This is a genomic window from Rhodococcus sp. 105337, assembly GCF_012844225.1.
In the GTDB taxonomy this organism is placed as follows: Bacteria; Actinomycetota; Actinomycetes; order Mycobacteriales; family Mycobacteriaceae; genus Rhodococcus.
On sequence record NZ_JABAGQ010000001.1, the window covers coordinates 19,049 to 41,469 of the forward strand.

Annotated in this window: 19 protein-coding genes; 3 read left to right on the forward strand and 16 right to left on the reverse strand. The window is 67.6% G+C overall.

Annotation, left to right across the window (positions count from 1 at the left end; all coding sequences use genetic code 11):
* Positions 1-89: 89 nt before the first annotated feature.
* Genes mftG through HF886_RS00080 form a run of 5 tightly spaced genes read right to left on the reverse strand, consistent with a single transcriptional unit; the run spans position 90 to position 7,084 of the window.
* Positions 90-1,550 (reverse strand): mycofactocin system GMC family oxidoreductase MftG, encoded by a 1,461-nt coding sequence (gene mftG, locus HF886_RS00060; protein WP_169651228.1) that lies wholly within the window; start codon positions 1,548-1,550, stop codon positions 90-92.
* A gap of 1 nt (position 1,551) precedes the next feature.
* Positions 1,552-2,970, reverse strand: coding sequence for a mycofactocin biosynthesis glycosyltransferase MftF (gene mftF / locus HF886_RS00065; RefSeq protein ID WP_296550402.1), 1,419 nt, complete (start codon positions 2,968-2,970; stop codon positions 1,552-1,554).
* Positions 2,967-3,653 carry a mycofactocin biosynthesis peptidyl-dipeptidase MftE gene (mftE, locus tag HF886_RS00070; RefSeq protein ID WP_346765263.1) on the reverse strand — a complete coding sequence of 229 codons (687 nt, stop codon included), beginning with the start codon at positions 3,651-3,653 and terminating at the stop codon, positions 2,967-2,969. Before mftE ends, mftF begins: the two co-directional genes overlap by 4 nt.
* Before the next feature lie 48 nt (positions 3,654-3,701).
* Positions 3,702-5,747, reverse strand: a complete 2,046-nt coding sequence (locus HF886_RS00075; protein WP_169651229.1) for a CocE/NonD family hydrolase — start codon at positions 5,745-5,747, stop codon at positions 3,702-3,704.
* Positions 5,748-5,794: 47 nt separating this feature from the next.
* Positions 5,795-7,084: an ATP-grasp domain-containing protein gene (locus HF886_RS00080; RefSeq protein WP_169651230.1), complete on the reverse strand. Its 1,290-nt coding sequence runs from the start codon at positions 7,082-7,084 to the stop codon at positions 5,795-5,797.
* A 177-nt stretch (positions 7,085-7,261) separates the two neighbouring features.
* Between HF886_RS00080 and HF886_RS00085 the strand changes: the two genes are divergently transcribed.
* Positions 7,262-8,245, forward strand: a complete 984-nt coding sequence (locus HF886_RS00085; protein ID WP_169651231.1) for a GNAT family N-acetyltransferase — start codon at positions 7,262-7,264, stop codon at positions 8,243-8,245.
* A 23-nt stretch (positions 8,246-8,268) separates the two neighbouring features.
* Here HF886_RS00085 and HF886_RS00090 read toward each other — a convergent pair whose 3' ends face one another.
* The 7 genes from HF886_RS00090 to mftA are packed head-to-tail and all read right to left on the reverse strand — an operon-like array spanning position 8,269 to position 15,920.
* Positions 8,269-10,230, reverse strand: coding sequence for a mycofactocin system FadH/OYE family oxidoreductase 2 (locus HF886_RS00090; protein ID WP_169651232.1), 1,962 nt, complete (start codon positions 10,228-10,230; stop codon positions 8,269-8,271).
* 3 nt (positions 10,231-10,233) lie between these two features.
* A complete protein-coding gene (locus tag HF886_RS00095) occupies positions 10,234-11,046 on the reverse strand; it encodes a mycofactocin-coupled SDR family oxidoreductase (protein WP_169651233.1) in 813 nt (270 codons plus the stop codon).
* A gap of 32 nt (positions 11,047-11,078) precedes the next feature.
* Positions 11,079-12,983 (reverse strand): mycofactocin system FadH/OYE family oxidoreductase 1, encoded by a 1,905-nt coding sequence (locus HF886_RS00100; RefSeq protein WP_169651234.1) that lies wholly within the window; start codon positions 12,981-12,983, stop codon positions 11,079-11,081.
* Between the two features lie 11 nt (positions 12,984-12,994).
* A complete protein-coding gene (mftD, locus tag HF886_RS00105; protein WP_169651235.1) occupies positions 12,995-14,206 on the reverse strand; it encodes a pre-mycofactocin synthase MftD in 1,212 nt (403 codons plus the stop codon).
* 22 nt (positions 14,207-14,228) lie between these two features.
* Positions 14,229-15,497: a mycofactocin radical SAM maturase gene (gene mftC, locus HF886_RS00110; RefSeq protein WP_169651236.1), complete on the reverse strand. Its 1,269-nt coding sequence runs from the start codon at positions 15,495-15,497 to the stop codon at positions 14,229-14,231.
* 25 nt (positions 15,498-15,522) lie between these two features.
* Complete coding sequence (mftB, locus tag HF886_RS00115) at positions 15,523-15,822, reverse strand: mycofactocin biosynthesis chaperone MftB (RefSeq protein ID WP_169619544.1); 300 nt, start codon at positions 15,820-15,822, stop codon at positions 15,523-15,525.
* A gap of 2 nt (positions 15,823-15,824) precedes the next feature.
* Positions 15,825-15,920 (reverse strand): mycofactocin precursor MftA, encoded by a 96-nt coding sequence (gene mftA, locus HF886_RS00120; protein ID WP_068159438.1) that lies wholly within the window; start codon positions 15,918-15,920, stop codon positions 15,825-15,827.
* Between the two features lie 122 nt (positions 15,921-16,042).
* Between mftA and mftR the strand changes: the two genes are divergently transcribed.
* Positions 16,043-16,666 carry a mycofactocin system transcriptional regulator gene (gene mftR / locus HF886_RS00125; RefSeq protein ID WP_169619543.1) on the forward strand — a complete coding sequence of 208 codons (624 nt, stop codon included), beginning with the start codon at positions 16,043-16,045 and terminating at the stop codon, positions 16,664-16,666.
* Between the two features lie 6 nt (positions 16,667-16,672).
* Positions 16,673-17,482 (forward strand): mycofactocin oligosaccharide methyltransferase MftM, encoded by an 810-nt coding sequence (gene mftM / locus HF886_RS00130; RefSeq protein ID WP_169619542.1) that lies wholly within the window; start codon positions 16,673-16,675, stop codon positions 17,480-17,482.
* Positions 17,483-17,500: 18 nt separating this feature from the next.
* Here the strand turns inward: mftM and HF886_RS00135 are convergent, their stop codons facing one another.
* The 4 genes from HF886_RS00135 to ggt all read right to left on the reverse strand — a co-directional run bounded on the left by HF886_RS00135 (position 17,501) and on the right by ggt (position 22,259).
* Positions 17,501-18,340 carry an alpha/beta hydrolase gene (locus tag HF886_RS00135; RefSeq protein WP_169651237.1) on the reverse strand — a complete coding sequence of 280 codons (840 nt, stop codon included), beginning with the start codon at positions 18,338-18,340 and terminating at the stop codon, positions 17,501-17,503.
* A gap of 155 nt (positions 18,341-18,495) precedes the next feature.
* Entirely contained in the window at positions 18,496-19,257 is a 762-nt protein-coding gene (locus HF886_RS00140) for an ABC transporter permease (RefSeq protein ID WP_169651238.1), read from the reverse strand.
* Complete coding sequence (locus tag HF886_RS00145; RefSeq protein ID WP_169651239.1) at positions 19,254-20,180, reverse strand: ABC transporter ATP-binding protein; 927 nt, start codon at positions 20,178-20,180, stop codon at positions 19,254-19,256. The genes HF886_RS00140 and HF886_RS00145 overlap by 4 nt, the downstream gene beginning before the upstream one ends.
* A 105-nt stretch (positions 20,181-20,285) precedes the next feature.
* A complete protein-coding gene (gene ggt / locus HF886_RS00150; RefSeq protein WP_169651240.1) occupies positions 20,286-22,259 on the reverse strand; it encodes a gamma-glutamyltransferase in 1,974 nt (657 codons plus the stop codon).
* Between the last annotated feature and the right edge of the window lie 162 nt (positions 22,260-22,421).

A 22,421-nucleotide genomic window follows, 5' to 3' on the forward strand; every position in this document is an offset into this window, starting at 1 on the left:
CTCGCGTTCCGCCGGGGGCCACTGTAGTGCAGATCACAGCGGGTCGGTGTCATCGCACTCGGGGGCACCCTGGCGGACGCCTGCCGGATTCAGAGGGCGTCCGCGACACGCCTCGCCAGCATCACGACCGTGGCATGCGGGCCCCGGCTGGGCACCTGCGGGAACACGGAGGTGTCGGCGACGAAGAGACGCTCGGCGCCGTGCACCCGGCACCGGTCGTCGACGACCGCCGAATCGTCCGAACCCATCCTGCACGAGCCCGACAAGTGCTGGGACGTACCGAGATGCGCCGCGAGCCACTCGTCGTCCACGTCCGCTGCGCCCGTCGGAACACTGTGCGGGTCCACGACCTCGTCCATCGCCGCGAGCAGGTGGACCGCCGATGCGACCCCGTGCCGGAGCGCTGCACGATCGCGAGGGTCGTCCAGGTATCCGTAGTCCAGGAGAGGCGCGGCGTACGGGTCGCGTGCGTCGAAGATCAGGCGCCCGCGACTGCGCGGCCGGGTGAGGACGACGCCCAGCACAGGTACGGCAGCGCCACTGCCCGGTACGGAGTCGGCGAACGGAGCCGTGTAGGGACGCAGTTCGAGTTCGTCTGTGTGCAGGACAGTTTCGAGTACAGCCGTACCGAGAGGCAGATCGCTGCGGTACCGGTACGGAACGGCAACTTCCGGATGGTCGGTAAATCCCGTACCGACCCCGGGAAGGTCGACGACGGGCGCGACGCCGAGCGTGGCGAGTTCGTCCGCGGGCCCGATGCCGGAGAGCAGGAGAAGGCGGGGACTCTCGACCGCACCGGCGCACAGCACGACACTTCCCGCCTCGATGAACGTGACGCCGTCACCGCCGTCCACCTCCACCCCTACCGCCTCGGCACCGGACATCACCACCCTCCGCGCCCGCGTACCGGAGCACACGGTCAGATTCGGGGAGGCGAGCGCGGGCATCAACGACGAGAGTGCCGGTCCCATGCGTACCCCGTTCGCGATGTTGAGGGGAACGCGTCCCACCCCGACCGGACCGGGCGCGTTGAGGTCCTCCACCGGAAGATGGCCCGCCGCCACAGCGGCATCGTGGAACGCGCGCGCCACGGGGTGCAGACGGGACCACGGGGTTCGCGACACCGGTACCGGTCCGGCGGCGCCGTGCCACTCGTCGCCGAAGTCCGAGTCGTGCTCGATGAGCCGGAAGTACGGCAGCACGTGGTCGAACGACCACGACGGGGGCCAGGCGTCGAAATCTCCCGGGCGCCCGCGGACGAAGTAGCCGCCGTTGACCGCGCCGGATCCTCCGAGCACCCGGCCCCGGGCAATCGTGCCGGGCCTCCCGGCCAGGAGCACCGGATATTGCGCAGTCCAACGACTTTCAGGCCCGACGGGAAGCCTCGAGGCGTCCAGCAGTTCCGGTGGCGCGGTACCGGTGCTCGCGTAGCCGGGACCGCTCTCGAGCAGCACGACGGTGCGGCCCGGGCGTCCGGCGAGGGTGGCGGCAAGTGTGCATCCGGCGCTCCCACCCCCGACCACCACGATGTCGGCGCGCGCCGGAATCACGTCAGGACCGGATATCGGGCATCAGCGCCGCGGGATCGCGGGCGTCGACGACCCCTTTCCAGAGCCCGGCGCCGTAGGCGAGGTCGTCGAGGCGCTTGAAGAAGACGTACCGCACCGGGTCGAGGCCACCGCCCTCGCGGTGCGAATACCAGTCCCACATGCCTTCTGCCACAGCGAAAGCCACCACCGCGCGCCGCACTTTCGACGACAGCACCGCCGCAACGAATGTGAGCGGCCAGTAGTGCCGGCAGACGGCGGACGCGACCTGCCACATACCGCCCGCGAAGCTCTGACCGGTCAGCACCGCTGCGATGCGCGTCGGCCGGTCGAGTTCGGCGAACATGCGGCGCAACCGCACGAGCGTGACGAATTGGGTCAGTACCGCGACGACGACGCCGAACCGGGTCATCGTGGCGACGGCCGAGCACGCGAGAAGGGTCCAGACGGACATCGCCATCGGGGGCACGGTGCCGGGATGTCTCGCTTCCAGCGGCGCCGCCCCGGTTCCGTAGAAGACCTTGCGGGAGAACCATTCCGGGAAACTCACACGATGATCGTGGGCAACCCGCGCAACCGGTTCGTACCGGAGTCGCCATCCCTCGCTCCGGAGGCGGCGGCACACGTCGACATCCTCCGCGACGTGCATCGACTCGTCGAAACCCCCGCACCCGGCAAGTGCCTCGCGGCGGACCACCATGGCGGCGCTGGGGACGTAGGACACCGGGCTACCTGCCACAACGGGGGCTTCCCGGCGGCCGAGGTCCAACGACGAGCGGGCGTGCTCGTAGCGTGCCAGCGCTCCGTTGTCGGGATCGAGAGCCACGATGCGGGGCGCGACGAGCGCCACGGCCGGATCGCTGAAATGGCCGAGCGACGCCTCGAGCCACCCGATGCGCGGAACGACATCGGAGTCGAGGAATGCCACGAATTCTGTTTGTGCTTCCCGCAATCCGATGTTTCGTGCTGCGGAGGGTCCGCGCGATGCCTCGAATCGGACCACGCGGACCCGCGGGTTGTCCGGCCAGTCGATCGGCATGTCGGAGCCGTCGTCGACCACGATGACCTCGAGGCCGGGAAGCGCTTGCAGCAACCGCCGCACTCCCGCCGCATTGTTCCGGACGGGAACGACCACCGTGACGTCCGCGGTGGAGGGCAGTCGCGTGGGACGCGGATTACCGACACCGGAGTCGAGCAGCCGCCGGGCGACCACCGCGGTTCGGGAGTCGACGACCTCGAGGTGATCGCCGTCGATCATCGCCGCGGCGGCGGGCGCCAGTTTGAGCATCCGGGTGGGCGAGCCTCCGATGAGTACGCGCCCGCCGGCGAACCGCCGGACCCGCGGATCGATGCGCACCCCGAATCCGTCGGGTAGCCGTCCACCGGGAGTCTGCGCCAGTTCGGGTGTTGTCGCCTGACTCACCGAAGTCCCCCCTCCGTGCCCGGTTCCCACCGAGCGACCTGCGATGCTGCACGTTCCGTCAGGTGTGCGAACAAGCGGGCCCCCTGCGCTGCAGTTGCGGTGGTGGGATCGCCGAGAACCCCGTTCGCCGACACCGAAACCATACCGGCTTCACGCAGTTGTGGCATCAAAGTGGAGATCGGATCTGTGTTCCCGGCAACCGCGCTCGCCATCTCCACCGCGTTCGGGAACAGGTGCAACATCAGACTCGTTTCAGTCACCCCCGCGTGGGCGTCGGCGCCCGGCACCGCGCACGGGAGCCAGGCCACGTCGCGCCCCTCGTAGCGCAGCAGCGACACGGCTTCGGCCAGGGCATATGCGTTTCCGCCGTGCCCGTTGACGAACAGCACCCGGGAAGCCCAGCGGCAGATAGAGCGCCCGTACTCCACGAACACGGTGCGCAGCGCCTCTGCTCCGATGGACACTGTTCCCGGAAAGTCCTCGTGCTCGCCGCTCGCGCCGTACGCGAGCGGCGGAGCCACGAGGACGTCGGGAAGTGCCTCGGCAACGGCCGTGGCGATCCGGGTATCGGTATCGAGGGGCAGATGCGGGCCGTGTTGTTCGAGCGATCCCACCGGTACCGCGACGGTCCACCGCTCCGGTTCGACGTGGGTCCAATAGGCGCCGGCAAGATCCCGTATCACCGGTCCGATGCTAGTGCGTCGGACAGCCCGCACCGCGAGCGCGTGGTGTCACACCAGCAAGCGAGGTATTTCCCGATTCCAGTTCTCGGAGTAGACGCGCCGCTTGCCGTGGATCTCGTCGGACTCGTACGCATCCAACTGTGCTGTGATCACGAACTCGTCCGGTGTCGATGTCAGCACCGTCCGGGTCCGCACCTCCGTCTGCCAGTCCCCTCGACCGAGATAGCGCACGGTCTGGGTCTCGCCGCGCGCCGACTCCACGTCGTTCCCCTGGAAGCTGAACCACTCGGTCGTTGCGCTCCGCATCGTGGTGCCGGTGTCTTCGACGAAGAGTTCTCCCTGGTCGTCCTTGATCTCGAGTGTGGTCACGCCGGTTTCGAGATCGCGCGAAGTCCGCCAGTGGTGTTCGCCCGGCTCGACCCGTGTGACGGCGGAGGATTCCGCACCTTCGGGCTCACCGAATGCGGGTAGCGCCGAGTCCTCGGCGTCGCGTCGCGGACGCACGGGCAGGCTCAGACGACTTTCGCCGGTGGTCACCGTGAGGGTCGCGAGTTCGGGCGCCGGCCACACCAGCGGAAAGTACGAGGTGGACAACGACAAGCGGATGCGATGGCCTGCCGGGAACTCCTGCGCCATCCCGTTGAGCTTGACGCGCACGCGATACTTTCGCCCCGGTTCGAGCGGCTGCGGGTCCGCGCTGCCGTCACGATGCGTGAGGTTCAGCAGACCGTAGGTCACTCGCGTCGCCTGGCCGTCCGGAGCGACATCGCTGAGCCTGGCCGCGACCATCGCCACCGGCTTGTCGGCACTGATCTCGAGATCGAGCTTCGGCAGGCCGACCACGTCGAGCGGTTCGTCGAGGGCTTCGGTTTCGAAAACGAGTGCGCCGCCGTCCTCTTCCCGCTGATCGGAGGGCAGGTCGGGAGTGGCCGCGTACGAGGCCCACTTGCCACCCGCCATCCCCAGGCTCAGCGGTGAACACACCGCCAGGTCCCGGCGCTCCACGGCGTCCGGATCGGCGTCCTGGTCCAGTCCGAAGCGCGTGAGCGAGTACTCGCGGCTCTCGATGCCCGGCGCGGGCCACGACGGCTCGGAGATCCATGTACCCGGCCGCTCGGGGTAGCGCGGGTGCGGCGGGACGCTGCCCTGCTTCCACATGCGGAGCATGGGTTCGTCCATGATGCCGTTGTCGATCCCCTTGAGCCAGTAGTCCCACCACCGGACGACCTCCTGCAGGAACCCGATCTCCGGACCGGGCACTCCCTGGTGCGGGTACTTGTGACCCCACGGTCCGATGAGTCCCTTACGAGGGACGTCGAGGTTCTCCATCAGCCGGAAGATCGCGTTGGTGTAACCGTCGGCCCAGCCGCCCACCGCGAACACGGGACATTGCACGTCCGCGTAGTTCTCGTTGACGGAGGCACGCTTCCAGTAGTCGTCCCGATGTTGATGCTCGAGCCACTTCTCGACCCACAGTCCGCTGCCCTGCAATCGTTCGTGCCACATCTCGCGCCACCGGTCGCCGACGATCGCCGGGTCCGGCGCCATGCTGTTGAAGGCGAACATCACGGTGGCTTCGGACAGGTTGTCCGACAGCAGGCATCCACCCATGTAGTGCATGTTGTCGACGTACAGATCGTCGGTGGCGGACGCGCTGATGATCGCTTTGAGTGCCGGTGGCCGCTTCGCGGCAACATGGAGGCTGTTGAAGCCTCCCCACGAGATACCCATCATGCCGACGTTGCCGTCGCACCAGGGTTGCTGCGCAGCCCACTCGATCACGGCGCACGCATCGTCCTGCTCGGTAGGGAGGTACTCGTCCTCGAGTACCCCGTCGGAGTTGCCGCTGCCGCGCAGGTCCACCCGGATACAGGCGTATCCGTGGCCGGCGATGTACGGGTGGTTGAGCTCGTCTCGCGCTCGGGTGGTATCCCGGTGCCGATACGGAATATATTCCAGCACAGCGGGAACCGGGTTGCTCTCGGCTCCGTCCGGAAGCCAGATGCGAGCCGACAGCCGACAGCCGTCGGGCATCGTGATGAAGGTGTTCTCGATGACGCGAACACTGTGGGGAAAGGATGTCACTGTCTGCACGAGTACCTTCCTGTCGATCGGTTGAACAAGTCGCAGGCAGGAAGGCCCTAGTCGGAGATTTCGTCGATCCCGAACGGCAGCAACTCGGTCGCACGATCGAAGTACTTCTCGAGCCCGCCCACGTCGTCGGCACCGATGTACAGGGTCGCGAGGACCGTCCGGTAGCCGTCCTGGTTGGGCAGTTCGGAGAGCCGGTCGCCTACCCGAACCTTGATGTCCACCACCGTATCCGGGATCTCCTCGCAGACTCGGGCGAGATCGTCGGCGCTGGGGACGCTGCGCACGATACCGTCGGAGTAGTAACCGACGTGGCACTGAGCCGCGTGGCGGAACTTGCCCTTGCGCGGTTCGATGCGCGGTTCCACGCCGAGCGCGATATCGATCGCCACCTCGTGGTTCGACGTTCCGTCGACCTTGACGAAAAGGTCACTGTGCGACTGCGAGATGCGGGTGTTGACCTCGATGAGCGACAGCTTTCCCGTCTTCTCGTCCCACATGAACTCCGTGTTGAAGCAACCGTTGTCGAAACCGACGTGACGCAGGTACCGCTCCGTCAGATCGATCATGCTTTGCTGCACATCCTCGGGGACCGACTGTGCCGGGTAGTCGAGCCTGTCGAAGCTGTGCCCTGCCGCATCCTTACGCATGTCGAAGAAGCCGTGAATGCGGTACTCGCCGTTGAACATCGTGCCTTCGGGCGCGACCTGGATACCCGTGATGATGTCTTCGGCGAGGCACATGTTGCCGCCGACTCCTTCGAGTTCGGGCGGCAGTTCCACCAGGGACAGCACTTCGTCGAACGCGTCCCCGACCCGGCCGATCTCGGCACGGATCTGCTCGAGTGCAGCGGCGAACTCCTCGGCGCTGTTGATCTCGAATCCGAGTTGCGACGAGTGGGACTTGATCGGCTTGACCCAGAACGGGAAGGAAAGGTCGATCGAATCGAGCGCGTTGTCGTCGAAAGGATCGAAAACCGCGAAGCCCGGGACACATTCGGGAATGCTCTTCCGCTGCTCGATTCGGCTCCACGCCTTGTGCTCGCACTGGAGAATACTGCGGAGTGTCGGCGCGGGCAGGCCCCGTTCGGCGGCGAGAATCGGAGCGAGCACGCTCGTCGGGAAATCCCAGTGCGCGACGATCCCGTCCACGCTGCCGTCGAACTCGTCGAGTTCGCGGCGTGCCCGGTCGAGCAGGTCTCGGAACACATAGGTCTCGGGCTCGACCAGTGACTCGTAATCCAGAAGGCCGTGGAACCGGAGTTCGTCGGCGTTCGAAAGAGTGTCGAGCTTGTCACGCTGCTGATCGGTCAGGGCCGGGATGAATATGTTCTTGTGCATCACCAGTGGGTGCCCATGCAACGATTCGATAAACATCTCCCGCAAATGCCCAGCAATACCGCCGAGTGTGTTTATCCGGTTGTCCGCCGGGCGAGTCCCGTCGGAGGATCGTGGGCCCGAGGGACAGGCGGGAGGATCGGCGCCGGTCGCGCCACGGCCGGCACGTACTCTCGTCTGGTGCAGATCGAACCTCGTCCCTTGGACGACCCGGACGTGCAGGCCCTCATCGACGAGGTTCAACTCGAGTACGTGCGTCGCTACGGCGGGCCCGACCACACCGAACTTCATCCGGAACAGTTCGCACCCCCACGCGGGCTGTTCCTGCTCGCACATTCCGGAACTGCGCCGCTGGGCATCGGGGGCTGGCGCGCGTACGACGCGGGGCATCCCGGTCTGCGCGACGGCGACGCGGAGATCAAGAGGATGTACGTGCGTGCGGATTCGCGGCGACGCGGAATCGCGCGGCGCCTGCTCGACGCGCTGGAGCGAACCGCAGCGGACGCGGGACGTCGCCGGATGGTGCTCGAAACCGGCACTGCGCAACCGGAAGCCATCGCGATGTACACCGCAGCCGGGTACGCCCCGATGCACGAGCGGTTCGGCGTCTGGGCCGACTCGGAGTCTTCGCTGTACTTCGCCAAGGGATTGCCTCGCATCCGGCTCGCGGCGGAGGCAGAACTACCGTTGCTCCAGGACATCGAACGGGCGGCGGGCGAACAGTTCGCCGAACTGGGCATGACCTTCGTCGCGGACGACGCCCCGCCGACGGTCGCGGAATTGCACCGTTATCTCGCCGCGGGCCGGAACTGGGTGGCGTTCGACGAAGGCGGTGCGCCGGTGGCGTACCTGATCGCCGAACCGGTCGACGACGCGCTCCACATCGAGCAGGTCTCGGTGCATCCCGGTCACGCTCGGCGCGGCGTCGGTCGCGACCTGCTCGCCCACGCCGCCGGGTGGGCTCGCGATCACGGGTACAACGCCGTGACGCTCACGACCTACCGCGACGTTCCCTGGAACGCGCCCTATTACGAACGCCTCGGCTTCCGCATTCTCGGCGACGGAGAACTCACCCCGGGGCTGCGCCGGATTCGCGCACACGAAACGGAGCTGGGACTCGACTACCGTCCACGCGTTGCGATGCGACGCGAACTCGGTTCGTAGGCACCGCACACTCGGACGCGGTGTCACACCGCGATCGCTGCGGCATCCCCCTCGAGGATCGCGTTGTGCGCACGGCGCGGGGTCACCGCGTCGCCGACGCGGAACACAGGAATGCTGCTGTCGCACAGTTGTTTCCAGAGTTCGTCCACGGGTTCCTGATGGGCGACGACCACCACGGCGTCGGCCACGAAGGGCCGGGCCGTGCCGGTCCGGTGATCGACGAGCGACACGACCGTCGCGTCGTCGGCGTCCACGACTCCCGTGACCATCACGTCGGTGATCTGCATGATCCCCGCAGCATGGGCGCGACGCGTCCATCCGTCCATATCGAGGGTGAGGCCGAGATCCTGTCCGACGATCATGCCGCCGGTGCACACCGTCACGGTGCAGCCACGTCCGGCGAGAAGTTCGGCCACCGACGTCGCCTGATGAAAACCCAGATCGTCGACCACGAGCACCCTCCCCTCCGGATCGCCGCGACCCTCGAGCACGTCGCGGACGTCCACGACCTTCGCGGAGTCTCCGGCCCAGACCGGCCGCTGAGGCCGGGCACCTGTCGCCACGATCACGGCGTCGGGCCGGTAGGCGCGGACGAAGTCGGCATCGACCTCGAATCCGGTCCTGATCTCGACACCGGCCCGAGCGCATTCCGCCTCGAGGCTCGTCACCATCCCTGCCAGTTCGCCGCGGTGCGGTGCGGTCGCCGCGGCGCGAATCTGCCCACCCGTCCACGGCTCTCGCTCACACAGCGTCACGGAGTGCCCGCGACGAGCGGACGTAGCGGCAGCCTGTAGTCCGGCCGGTCCACCACCGACCACGAGCACCCGGCGGCCCGGCATCCGCGGCGCAGGCAGGGGCGTGGATTCGCGGCCCGCGCGCGGGTTCACCGTGCACCCGATCCACCGGCCCAGACCGACCCGCCCGATGCATTCCTGGTTGCAACCGATACACGGCCGCACCTCCGCGTCGCGTCCACCGAGAGTCTTCCCCGCGAAGTCGGGGTCGGCGATCTGTGCCCGCACCGCACCGACGAGGTCGCAGACCCCCTCTGCCAGCGCGGAGCGGACCTGGCCGGGTGTCGTGAACCGTCCGACGCCCACAACGGGTAGCGACACAACCGCGCGGAACGCAGCGGGCACGAACAAGGAGTATCCGTGCGGCGTGGACATCGGCGCTTCGACGAGATGGAGCGTTTCGGTGGCCACACCGACCGACGTGCTGAGGTAGTCGACGGCATCCGTCGCATCCAGCATGCGCGCGACCTGCACCGCATCGTCGATGCCGATCCCGCCGGCGGTGCCGTCGTGGCCGCTCAGACGCACCCCCACGATGTACTCGTGCCCCAGCACGGACCTGACCGCGGCCACGACCTCGAGGAGCAACCGGGCACGACCGGTCGGATCGCCACCGTAGCGGTCGGTGCGGCGGTTGGTCCCCGGTGCGAGGAAGGCGCGCAGGATCGACGCCTGCGAGCACTGGATCTCGACACCGTCGAATCCGCCGTCGGCACACCGCCGCGCGACCGCCGCGTAGCCGGCGATCAGTTCGGCGATCTCGTCGCCACCGATCGCCACGGGCACTTCCCGGAACAACGCGTCGGGTTCCGGTCCCGGTGCCCACAGCGGCCGGCCCGTGTACATGGAGCTTCCTTGTGCACCGTTGTGGTTGAGCTGAGCCAGGATTCGTGTGCCGTGCGCGTGCACTGCGTCGGTGAGGCGGCGGTACCCGGGTAGCACCGCGGGATCCCAGCCCCGTATCAGCTTCTCGTACGGCCGATCCGAGCGATGCACCGTGTGTTCCTCGGTGACGATCATCGCTGCCCCGCCGCGTGCCCGCGCCGTGTAATACGCGATGTGCTGGTCGGTGATCTCCCCGTCCACCGCGAAGTTCGTCAGGTGGGCCGGGAAAATGATCCGGTTGCGCAACGTGGCCGGACCGATCCTGAGGCTGTCCGCGGGATCGGGACCGGCCGTGTTGCGCGGCACCGGCTAGACCTTGGAGTTGCCCTGGTCGAGGGCCATCTGGCTGCCCGTGATCGTCTTCGCACGATCGCTCGCGAGGAACAGCACCGCGTCGGACGTGTCGTCGGGATCGGCGATCGGCTTCTCGGTGAGGATGGGTGCGAAGTTGGGCAGCCAGGCCGGGAAGCGCTCGAACATCTTCAGCGATCCCTGATCGGTGCCCATCGGGGTCTTCACGCCGTAGGGGTGGATCGAATTGACGCGGATGTTGAACTCGCCCAGTTCTTTCGCAGCAGCCTGGGTGATGCCGACGAGACCGAACTTGGCAGCGCCGTAATGTGCCTGTCCGGGCATCGCCTTCAGTCCGGCGACGGAACTGACGACGATGATCGAACCGCCGTTCCCGGCTTCGATCATGGCGGGCGCCGCCGCCTTCAACGTCTTGAACACGCCCGTGAGGTTGATGTCGACGAGTTCTTCGAACTGCTCGTCGGGCATTTCCCAGAATCGGTTCCAACTGCAGATGCCGGCGTTCGCGACAACGACATCGAGCCGTCCGAACTGCGCGACACCCTCGTCCACCGCAGCCCGCAGGGCGGCACTGTCGCGGACGTCGGCGATGCGAGCGACGATCTTGCCCCCGGCCTCCTCGACGAGTCGGACGGTCTCGCGGAAGTCGTCTTCGGTCGCCTGCTCGTAGGTGATGTACTCCGATACCGGCTTCGCGACGTCGATACCGATGATCGACGCTCCCTCCCGGGCGAACCTCAGGGCGTGGTTACGTCCTTGGCCTCGCGCGATACCGGTGATGAAGACAACCTTGCCGTCGAACTCGCCCATGGAGATCCTTCCAGATCGGTCTATGCAACAGGTTACAGTTCCGAGGCGAGACGGTGCCCCTCCCGGATCGCGTCCCGCACCGTCCGAGGAGCGATGCAGTCACCGATCTCATCCAGCCCCGGACGGCGCGATCTGTCATCCGGCAGTCCCACTGAGCAGTCCACGAGTGCGGCCGCACGCACGGTGACCTCGGATTCCGTTACTCGATGGACGAGACGCACCCCCGACGAGTCGACCGCGCGCACCCCGACGCCGAGGTGCCGCCGCACGCCCGCACGCTGCAACCGGACGTTCGCCGCGACCAGATCGCCGGTGGGCGCCAGCCTCGATCCCGGTATGGGGTCCGGCGTGGCGTAGTGGACCGCGCGCCCCGGCGCAACGAGGTGCTCCGCGACCGCGACACCGAGCCGGCCGCCTGCCGGATCCCAGACGACGACATCATCGGGGACCGTGTCCGGGTGGTCGAGGGCATACGCGGCCGTGACGTAGCGGCCACCCCGGTGGACCGGGAATCCGGGTGGGCGGGGGCGGCTGCCGGTGGCCAGCACCACCGTGGTGCCGGCCCCCATCGCGGCGTCGAGGTCGTCCGAGGTGACGGTGACGCCGGTGCGGACGACGACACCGAGGTCCCGGCAGCGGTCCTCGAGCCAGTGCGCAAGCAGTCCGAAGTCGGGAGCACCCGTGCCGCGTGCCGCGGTGTGCAGCATCCCTCCGACGCGATCGGTGCGCTCCGCGACGGTCACACGGTGGCCACGTCCCGCGAGACCGCGTGCCGCTTCCAGCCCGGCAGGCCCCCCGCCGACGACGAGCACGTCACGCGCAGCGGTCGCCGCAGGGGCTGCCGGACGATCTTCCTGACCCGCCTCCGGGTTGGCGATACATCCGACTTCCGGATTGCGGAAGTCGCGCACGGGGCACGCCTGGTTGCAGCGCACACACGGCCGCGGATCGCGGTGGTCGCGGATCGAGTCGACGAGGTCGGGGTCGGCGATCTGCGCACGGGTCATCTCCACCGCATCGCACACCCCCCGATCGAGAGCGTGCCGCGCGGACGAAGGGTGGACGACGCTGCCCTGCAACACCACCGGCACGGTGCCCGTGACGGCCGCGCGGACCTGGTTGCACAGGTCTCGGTTGAAGTCCGCCGGCGTGTGCGCGTCGGGCCGGTACGTTTCCGGCGTGAACAAGCCCCCACGGACGACGGTGAGCAAGTCGAGCGAGGGTGCGAATTCCCGCGCGTAGCCGACGGCGACGTCCGGCGTGAGGCCGGCCCACGGGGCGTTCTCGTCGCAACTCAGGCGCAGCGCCACGACCCGGCCGGGTCCGAGTTCGGCGCGCACGGCGGCGATCACCTCCCGGAGGAGACGTGTCCGGTCGGAGCCGAATCGGTCGGTGCGGTGGTTCGTCAGGGCGGACAGGAACTGCCGGAGCAGGGCGGTCGGTCCGGCATCGAGTTCGACGCCGTCGGCGTCGGCATCGACCGCGACGGCCGCCGCAGCACGGAATCCGGCGATCACGGATTCGATGTCGCCGGGAGTCATCTCTGCCGGGAGTTCACGGGTCGCGGGGTCGGGTACGCGCGACGGGGCCCACAGCGGCGCTCGGGTCCAGGCGCTGGAGCCCTGGAGTCCGCAGTGCCCGAGTCCGGCCAGGACGAGTGCGCCGTGCGGTCGGCACGCCGAGACGATATCCGCCCAGCCTTCCCCTGATTCGGCTGCGAGAGGGGCCCGTTCGTAGGGACGGTCGCCGGCGAGAACCGACGCCACTTCGGTGATCACGATGCCCGCACCGCCGCGGGCCCGACGCTCGTAGTACGCGCGGTGGCGACCCGAGAAACGCCGGCCCGCAGCGAGATTGGTCTCGTGCGGACCGAAGATCACCCTCGACGGCGCAGTGCGGCCGGCGAGGGTGATCGGATCGGTGAGGGCAAAGCTCATACCGGTAGGAGCTACTCGACTCCCAGATCGCGACGGAATCCGGGCGGGACGACGACGTCACCGGGTGTGAGGTCGTGGATCGAATCACGGCCGAGGCCCAAGAGGGCGGAACCTATTCCGCCGCCGAGGATGTCGAGGACGTTCTCGACACCCGCCTGGCCGTTGGCCGCGAGACCCCACAGGTAGGCGCGGCCGATCATGACGGCGTCGGCACCGAGCGCAACGGCCTTGACGACGTCGCTGCCGCGCCGGATGCCACCGTCGAGCAGCACCTCGATGTCGTTGCCGACCGCCTCCGCGATAGCCGGGAGCGCGCGGATGGGGGCCGGGGTGCCGTCGAGGTTGTTGCCGCCGTGGTTCGACACCGAGATCGCCGTGACGCCGGCGTCGACGGCGCGCTTGGCGTCGTCGACGCGCATGACGCCCTTGAGCATGAACGGGGCGTCGCCCCACTGTTCACGCAGCCACGCCACGTCTTCCCAGGTGGGCAGCGGGGTGCTCATCCACTCGCCGTACGCGCCGAAGAACGTCGGCGTGTCACCGCCGGGCGGGGTGAGATTCGGGGTGGTGAGGTCCGGGACGCCGCCGGTGCGGGCCCAGTCCAGAAGCCACTTGGGCCGGATGATGCCCTCGGGTGCGAACTTCACCATCGCGTCCAGGCTCATCCGCTCGGGGATAGCGGGACTCCCCCAGTCGCGGCCGTTGGAGAAGGACCAGTCCAGGGTCATGATGAGACCCTTGGCACCGGCCGCGCGGGCGCGTTCCATGCGCTGGACGAGCACGTCGCGGCTGCCGACCCAGTACATCTGGAAGAAGGTCTTGTCGTTGGCCGCGGCCACATCCTCGATGGATTTGCTCGCGAACGAGCTGAGACCCATCGCGATTCCCCGTGCGGCGGCCGCGCGGGCGACGGCTACCTCGCCGTCCGGGTGGACGGCCTGGACACCGGTCGGCGAGATGAGGACGGGCATGGCCACGTCCTGTCCCATGACCCTGGTGCCCATGTCGCGCTTCTCCGACAGTCCTGCGACGTGCGGGGCGAAACCGAGCTCGCGGAACGCCGCGAGATTGTCGTCGACGGTGATGCCGGCTTCGGACCCCGCCACGAGCGCGCCGTACACCGACTTCGGCAGCCGCTTGCGTGCACGCTCCTGCGCCACGGCGACCGTTTCGAACCAGTCGCTCTGCTTCCAGGGATTCTTCAGCCACGAGAACTTGGCCATCGTGAACTTCTCTCCTCGAGATCTACAGGCCTGCGAGAGGGTTCTCGTCGCAGAATTTGGCAGGCGGCTTGGCGAGCAGCGTGAGTGGCACCGGTGCTGCCGGGGTGCGACGCTCGGCCCGCTTGCCGGTACGCGAGTGGTCCACGCTCGACTGCGGCACCGTCCGTTCGGCCTCGAGGGCCGACTGTCCGTATCCCTGAACACATTCCGGGTCGGGTCCGTCCATCGGAAGGCCGGTGAAGAACTTCGCCGCCATGCAGCCGCCGCGGCACGAGTCGTAGAAGTTGCACGAGGCGCACGCGCCGGCGGACTGCGGTTCGCGCAGTTCCCGGAACAGGTCGGAGTTCTTCCACACCTCGGCGAAACCGCCGTCGGTGAGGATGTTCCCGGCGTGGAAGTTCTCGTGGATCGCGAACGGGCACGCGTAGACGTCACCGATCGGATCGATCAGGCACACGACACGGCCCGCACCACAGAGGTTCAGGCCGGGCAGAGCCCCGCCGCCGCTGTCGCCGCCGAAGGCGGACAGGTGGAAGAACGAGTCGCCGGTCAGGACGCCTTCGCCGTGTGCGACGAGCCAGTCGTAGAGTTGCCGCTGCTGGTCGTGGGTGGGGTGCAGGTCGTCCCAGACGTCCACGGCGCGGCCCGACGGACGCAGCCGGGTGATGCGCAGTGTCGCGTCGTAACGGTCGGCGAGCGCCTTGAAGTCGTCGAGCTGACCGACGTTGTGGCGCGTGACCACGACGGAGATCTTCGCGTCGCGGAAGCCCGCCTCGGACAGGTTCTCGAGAGCGCGCACAGCCATCGCGAAGGAACCGGGGCCGCGTACGGCATCGTTGACCTCGGCGGTCGCGCCGTCGAGGGAGATCTGCACGTCCACGTAGTCGGACGCTGCCAGCCGCGCCGCGACCTTCTTGTCGATGCGCACGCCGTTGGTGGAGAACTTCACGCCGACCTGGTGCTCGGTGGCGTAGTCGACGAGTTCCCAGAAGTCCGAGCGCACGGTGGGCTCACCGCCACCGATGTTGACGTAGAACACCTGCATGCGTTGCAGTTCGTCGATGATGGCCTTGCACTGTTCCGTGGACAGCTCACGCGGGTCGCGCTTGCCCGACGAGGACAGGCAGTGCACACACGAGAGGTTGCAGGCGTAGGTCAGTTCCCACGTCAGGCAGATCGGAGCGTCGAGGCCCTTCTCGAACTGGTCGACGAGTCGACCGACCGCGGGCGGGAGGGAGGGAGCCGGTGCAGCCGGCGTGCTGGTGACGGGGGGTTCGAGCAGAGACGTCATAGCGGGTCCTTGCTGGGTCGGGGCGTCAGGCGGGCACGATCATGTGCGAGTCGGCCAGCGTGCCGAGGGCACGCACATAGGGCCGCTCGGCGCTCTCGTCGATTCCATGGGCGCGCAAGGCCTCCCGCACCGACGCGTGGTGGTCGAGGGACCGGACGACGTCGACGATGACGGTGTTCTTCAGGAACGACAGTTTGCGGGTGCCGAAGTGGTAGAGCAACGCCCCGAAAGGCTCGGGGCGAAGCGCTACCTGCGGGTGGAGCCGCCACGTGGCGCCCGGGTCGAACTGTGTGGTCGCCACGGCGGTGGCTCCGGGGGCGGACATGATCAGTAGACGCCGCACATGCCGTCGATCGAGACCTCTTCCACGAGGGACTCCTCGATCAGCTCGGACTCGATCACCGCGTTGTCGCGATCGGACATGATTCCTCCTCGAATTTTCACTCCACATGTGGAGTCCACGTCACAACAGGGCTAGCGTTGTGACTCGGTTCACCACTGTAATGGCATCGAGTGCAGAATGTCATCCATGGATCGAGGGAAATATGCCTGACCGCCGAGAGCCGTCCACCCGGACCGGCCGGCGCCCCTCCACCACGAGAGAATCGCTGGCGGCGGTCGGCATCGAACTCTTCCGCACCCGCGGCTTCGACGAGACCAGCGTCGACGACATCGCCGAGGCGGCGGGCATCGCGCGGCGCACCTTCTTCCGGTACTTCCCCTCGAAGAATGCGGTCGCGTGGGGTGACTTCGACGGCCAGCTCGAACAGATGCGCCGACGACTCGCAGAGGTCCCGCCGGACGATTCGCTCGCGGACGCGCTCACCGCCGCACTACTCGACTTCAACACCTTTCCGGCATCCGAGAACGAGCGGCATCGCGCCCGCATGGAACTGATCCTGCGCACTCCCGCCCTCCAGGGGTACTCGTCGGTGATGTACCAGGGGTGGCGCGCGGCAATCGCCGAGTTCGTCGCGCGCCACACCGGTGCCCGCGCCGACGACCACATCCCGAGGACCGTCGCCTACCTCGTGCTGGGCGTCGCGGTCGCGTCCTACGAGCAGTGGCTCACCGACGCCGACTCGGACCTGCGTGACCTGCTCGGAACAGGAATGCTCACACTCTCCGAAGGACTCGGCCCGAGCACTCCCCCACTCGAAAGAGGTTGACAGACAATGGCTGTGCTGGATTCTCTCGCGCCATGTCCACCGGGCCGGTGGACACACGACCACGTGACCGTCGAGCGGGTGCCCTCCGGCCCGATCAGGTTGCGCCGCACCATCGACGGACTGCACGTGACGCACGCGCTCACTCCCGACCTGCTCAGTGAACGCCTCGTCGCCGACGTGACCGCATCTGTCCAGGACGCCGAGTTCGGGCAGAACGAGTTCGAGTTGACGATGGTCGGCCTCGTCCGCTCGACGGTCCCCGGAGCTCTCGAGTCGTGGGTCACCTATTACCGCAACTCGTTGAACGAACTGCTCGACGGCACAGCAGCGTTCGCCCCGATCCACGACAAGGCCGCCACGTTGGCACGAGGCCGCGTGCTCGATCTCGGGTCGTGTTTCGGGTTCCTGCCGTTGCGGCTCGCAGGAGCGGGCTTCGACGTGGTCGCCACCGACATCCTCCCCGGCACGATGCGACTGCTCGACGCGGTCGCACCCCGTTTGGGCCTGGCTGTGGACACCCTCGTCTGCAACGCGGCCGGAGTGCCCGTTCCCGACGACAGCGCGGACACCGTCACGGCGATCCACCTGCTCGAGCACGTCGACCACGAGACGGGAGCCGCCGTTCTCGCCGAAGCGCTGCGCATCGCGCGTGCACGCGTGGTGGTCGCGGTGCCGTTCGAGGACGAGGCAACCGCGTGTCACGGGCACATCCGGACATTCGATCTCGCGTCGCTCGACGCGCTCGGACGCACGACAGGTTTTCGGTACGAGGTATTCGAACACCACGGCGGGTGGCTGATCGTCGATCTCGTGTGACTGTCGATCTCGTGTGACTTACGAGCGCTCCGCGACGAGAAACGTCGTCATCGCCTGTGCGATCGTCTCGGGCCGGTCGAGCATCGACAGCACATAGGCGTCGTCGACCTCGACGAGTGTCCCGTTCGGCAGCAGATTTGCGAGCCGTCGCCCGTGGCCGCGCGGCATGACCTTGCCGGCCGACGACCACAGCACCAGCGCCGGACCGGCGAAATGCTGCAGCGCTTCGGTATCGGCGACGAGTTCGGTTGCGGTGAAGCGGGTCGCGACGTACTTGCGCAGATCACGGCGTATGTCCTTGCTGCGGAGTCCGGGTTCGGTCCAGGTACGGACGAGGTCGTCGGGCAGGGGCGTGCGGGCCATCCAGCCGAGCAACGGCGGCGTGTTGCGCAGCCACGAAACCCTGAGTTGCCGCAGCGCGAGTGCCAGGCCACCCGGGATACGCGTGGCAAGGACCGCCATCTTGCCCGGCAGGCCCGGCGGGAAGTTGTCGAAGGCCTCGCACGGCAGCAGGATCAGACGGCCGAGGCGGTCGTCCAGTCCGTACGCGGTGAGGAACAGAGCCCCGCCCCAATCACTGTGCACCAGCGTGACGTCGTTCAGGTCGAGCGCGTCGAGAAAGTCCGCCACGATCCGGTTCAGACCGCGCAAGCTCAGATCCGCGTCGGGACGCATCGGTTCGGGGTGCGCACCGAGCGGTAGATCCGGTCGCACATAACGGAACCCGGCGGGTAACCGGTCGATCACCTCGTCCCACACCGTGTGGTTCATGAGCAGGCCGTGCAAGAAGACCACGGCCGGTCCGTCACCGTGTTCGACGTAGTGAATCGGCCCTGCAGCGAGATCGACGGTGGGCATGGACGCACCTTTCGGTGGGTGAACACTCCGGAGCGTTGGCTCCAGCGTGGCGGCGAGGACCGAAGGGTGTCAACCGTGGCGCGGGTCCGGGTGGCGCCCGACGGCCGGTTTCGCGCCGGTCTGCCGTACTCGGCGTACCGCCTCGACGTATTCCGTCACTGCCGGCCACGTCCGCGCTGCACCAGCCAGGTCGCGAGCGCTACGAAGATCACCGCCCACACCGACAGGTTCAGGATCGGAACCCACAGCGGCTCGGACGGCAGCGGGTTTCCGCTGCGGTCGATCAGCACACCTTCGGTCACGGGGTAGCGCGCCAGCGACACATAGCCGTAGAGCGGAGTGAACTTGGCGATGGTGAGCAGCGTGCCCGACAGCGGAATGAAGATGTTGCCGAGGAACGCGAGGATTACCAGGCTGCCGCCGGCAGCGCCGACGGCGGCTTCCGATCGGAAGGCCAGACCGAAGACCAAACCGTAGACGGAAAACACTGCGGCACCGACGAGCACGGCCACCGCGCTGAGGATCCACGCACTCGAGTCGCCGGACGCACCGGTGAAGACTCCGAGGACGAAGATCAGCCCGATCGGAATGGCCGCGACCACGAGGGCCACCGTTGCTTTCATCGCCACATACGAGGCGTCGGTGAGCGGGGTCAGCCCCAACTGTCTGCCCCAGCCCTGCATCCGCTCGACCGCTGCCGTGCCGCCCACGCCGGTGGTAGCGGTCACCGCGCCGTACGCAGCCATCGAAATCATGATGTACATCGCCACGTTGCCGTTGCCGGCCGACTCGGTCGCGAACGACTGGGACGCACCGAAGATCAGGTAGAAGAACGCGGGCAGCACCGCGATGAAGAAGACATTGACGTAGTCGCGGAAGGTCCTCCGCAATTCCAGCCCGACGAAAGTGGTGTTCATGCCGTTGCTTTCTGTGTCAGCGCGAGGAAGGCGGTTTCGAGCGAGCCACTGACGATGTCGAGGTCGCGGGCGTCGAAGCGTACGAGGAGAATACGGGCCACCGAATCGGAATCCGTTGTCCGGACCTCGATTCTCGGTCCGACCCAGGAGATATCGGCGACACCCGGGGTCGACGCGAGGACCGCCTGCGCGTCGTCTCGGGACTCCGGTGGTAGTTCTGCGGAGACCAGCCTTCCGGTGGCCCGAGCCCGTATCTCGGCAGTGGGCCCGTCGGCCACGACCCGCCCTCCGGCCATCATGACGATCCGACCGGCGAAGGCGTCCGCTTCTTCGAGATAGTGGGTTGCGAACACGATCGTGCGGCCCCGGTCGGCCTCGGCATGCATGGTGGCCCAGAACTCGCGGCGGGCGGCCACATCCATTCCCGCGGTCGGTTCGTCGAGAACGAGCAGGTCGGGGTCCGGGAGCAGCGCGAGTGCGAAACGAAGCCGCTGTTGTTCTCCGCCCGAGCACTTCGACACCATCCGGCGGGAGAGTGCCGAGAGCCCGGCGCTGTCGAGAACGTCGTCGATGTCGCGGTGGGTGTCGAAAGTCGAAGCGATGATGCGCACGGTTTCACGCACCGTGAGATCGCGTAGCAGTCCGCCGGTCTGCAGGACGGCGGAGACTCGGCCATCGCGGACGGCCTGCCGCGGAGGTGCACCGAACACGGCAACCGATCCCGAGGTCGGAGTCGTCAGCCCGAGAACCATGTCGAGCGTCGTCGTCTTCCCTGCGCCGTTGGGTCCGAGCAGAGCCATGACCTCACCGCGCCGGACGGTGAGGTCGAGGCCCGACACCGCATGCGCCTCCTCCCCTCCCCGCGCACGGAAGGTCTTGACGACGTCGCGCAGTTCGAGTGCCGGGGCACCTGTGTGTTCCATGGTCGAAGTGTGCACGCAACCGGGCCCGAGCGACATACCCGCTCTCACGAGTCCGAGACGACGGATGTCATGTTCTCGGGGCTCGCTCCTGGTGGACGAGCGCAGTCACGGTGCCGGATCGCCCATCACCGCCCCCTCGCGCCGAGGATCGGCTCCTCCGATCCAACCCGTCTCTTCGCGCTGCAGCGCGCTCAACCCGCTCGACTGCGGCGCGACGGAGACCTCGTGCCCCTTGTCCCGAAGCTGTTGCACGAGCGGGTCCTTCGCGCCGTCGTCGGACGCGTCGACGGCGGGATGTTCACCCCCGACGCCGGTGGCCGGGGTGTTTGCCGCGCCGAACGACACGGCCGAGATCGCTTGCTGCGGGTCGAGCCCCCAGTCCAGCATCCCGACCAGCGTTTTGACGACGAACTGGATGATCACCGATCCACCGGGCGACCCCACAACCATCTGCAGGTCGCCTCGTCGGCCGTCGGATGTCCTGTCGAACACCAGCGTCGGCGCCATCGAACTGCGCGGACGCTTTCCCGGCTCGACCCGATTGGCGGTCGGCAACCCGTCCTTGCCCGTGGGTTCCGCCGAGAAGTCGGTGAGCTGGTTGTTGAGGAGAAAGCCGTCGACCATGTGGAACGACCCGAACGCCGATTCGATGGTCGTCGTCATGGCGGCCACGTTGCCGTAACTGTCGGCGACCGAGATGTGGCTGGTGCCGTGCTCGGGACTCTGCGGCGGCACCCCGAGCGGTACCGGTCCGAAATCGCCCGGCTGCGCGGTGCCCATGCTCTTGCCCGGGTCGATCAGTGCCGCCCGCTGAGAGAGGTACTCGGGGTCGACCAAGGTGTCGAGCGATCCCCCGGGCAGCGGAACGAAGTCCGAATCCGCGACGTACTTGTCGCGGTCGGCGTACGCGAGACGCTCGGCCTCGGAAATCAGGTGCACCGCTTCGGCATTCGGCACTCCCCCGTTCGCGTCGACCTCGGACGGTCCCAGTGCGGCGAGGTCGAAGTTCTCCAGGATGCCCAGAGTGGCCGCGACGGCGGTGCCGCCGGACGACGGGTTCGGCATCCCGCAAATCTCGTGGTCACGGTAGGGCGTGCACAGCGGCGTGCGCTCCTTCGCCTCGTACGAGGCGAGGTCGTCGAGCGTGAGCATTCCCGGTGTTCGCCCACCGGATGTACTTCCGGTCGCCTCGACGATCGACTGTGCGATGCCACCGGTATAGAACGCGTCGGCGCCGTCGGTGGCAATTGCGCCGAGGGTCTTCGCCATCGCCGGATTGGTCAGCGTCGAGCCTACGGCCTTGGGGCTGCCGTCCGGCTCGAGGAAGTACGCGCGAGCCTCGTCGTCGACCGCGAGTTGCTGGGCGGAATCGGCAATGGATTGCGCCATCCGGTCGCTGACGGTCACGCCTCTGTCGGCCAGATCGATGGCGGGAGCGAACAGACTCCGCCACTCCCGGTCTCCGTACTCGGCATGCACCGACTCGAGCATGCGCAGGACACCGGGTACGCCGATCGACCGTCCGCTCGCGCGAGCGTCGGGTTTGGGCTCGGTGCGGTCGGTGTCGCTGATCCAGCGAAGATAGTTCTCGTCGGCCGCACTCGGGGCGGTTTCCCTCCCGTCGAACGCCTGCACCGCACCGGATTCGGCGTCGTAGTACATCAGGAACGCTCCGCCGCCGATACCGGACGACTGCGGTTCGACGAGTCCGAGCACCATCTGTGCCGCGACGAGCGCATCGGCCGCCGTCCCGCCGTCGCGGAGGACCTCGCACGCCACCTCGGTGGAGACCGGGTTGGCGGTGGAGACCGCGAACGATTCGGTACTCACAGCGGTCATGTCGCTGCGGTAGCCGGTGGCGATTTCCGGGTTGGTGGAAATGTCGCCACCCCCGGTCTCCGGCGGCGCTCCACCGGTCAACGGCGTGCCGTTGGGCGTCGCTCCACACACCGCCCCGGGCGCGGCGGTGTTCTCCGAATCACCGTCCGTGCTCGACGCACATCCGCCCACGAGTACGAGTGCCGCCGTCGCAGCCACAGCGGCACGTATTCCCGACCGATTTCTCCCCACCGAGATCATCTTGACGACGGTAGCCGGGGGTCGCGGGATTCACCGGGCAAACGCGACATCCATTTGTCGGCACCGGGAGTCTGCCCGGAAGGGTCTTGACAGGGCTGTTCCCTGCGGAGGATGGTGTATTCAACCGAAAGGTTGAATAAGGATGGTGGCAGGTGAACGGTG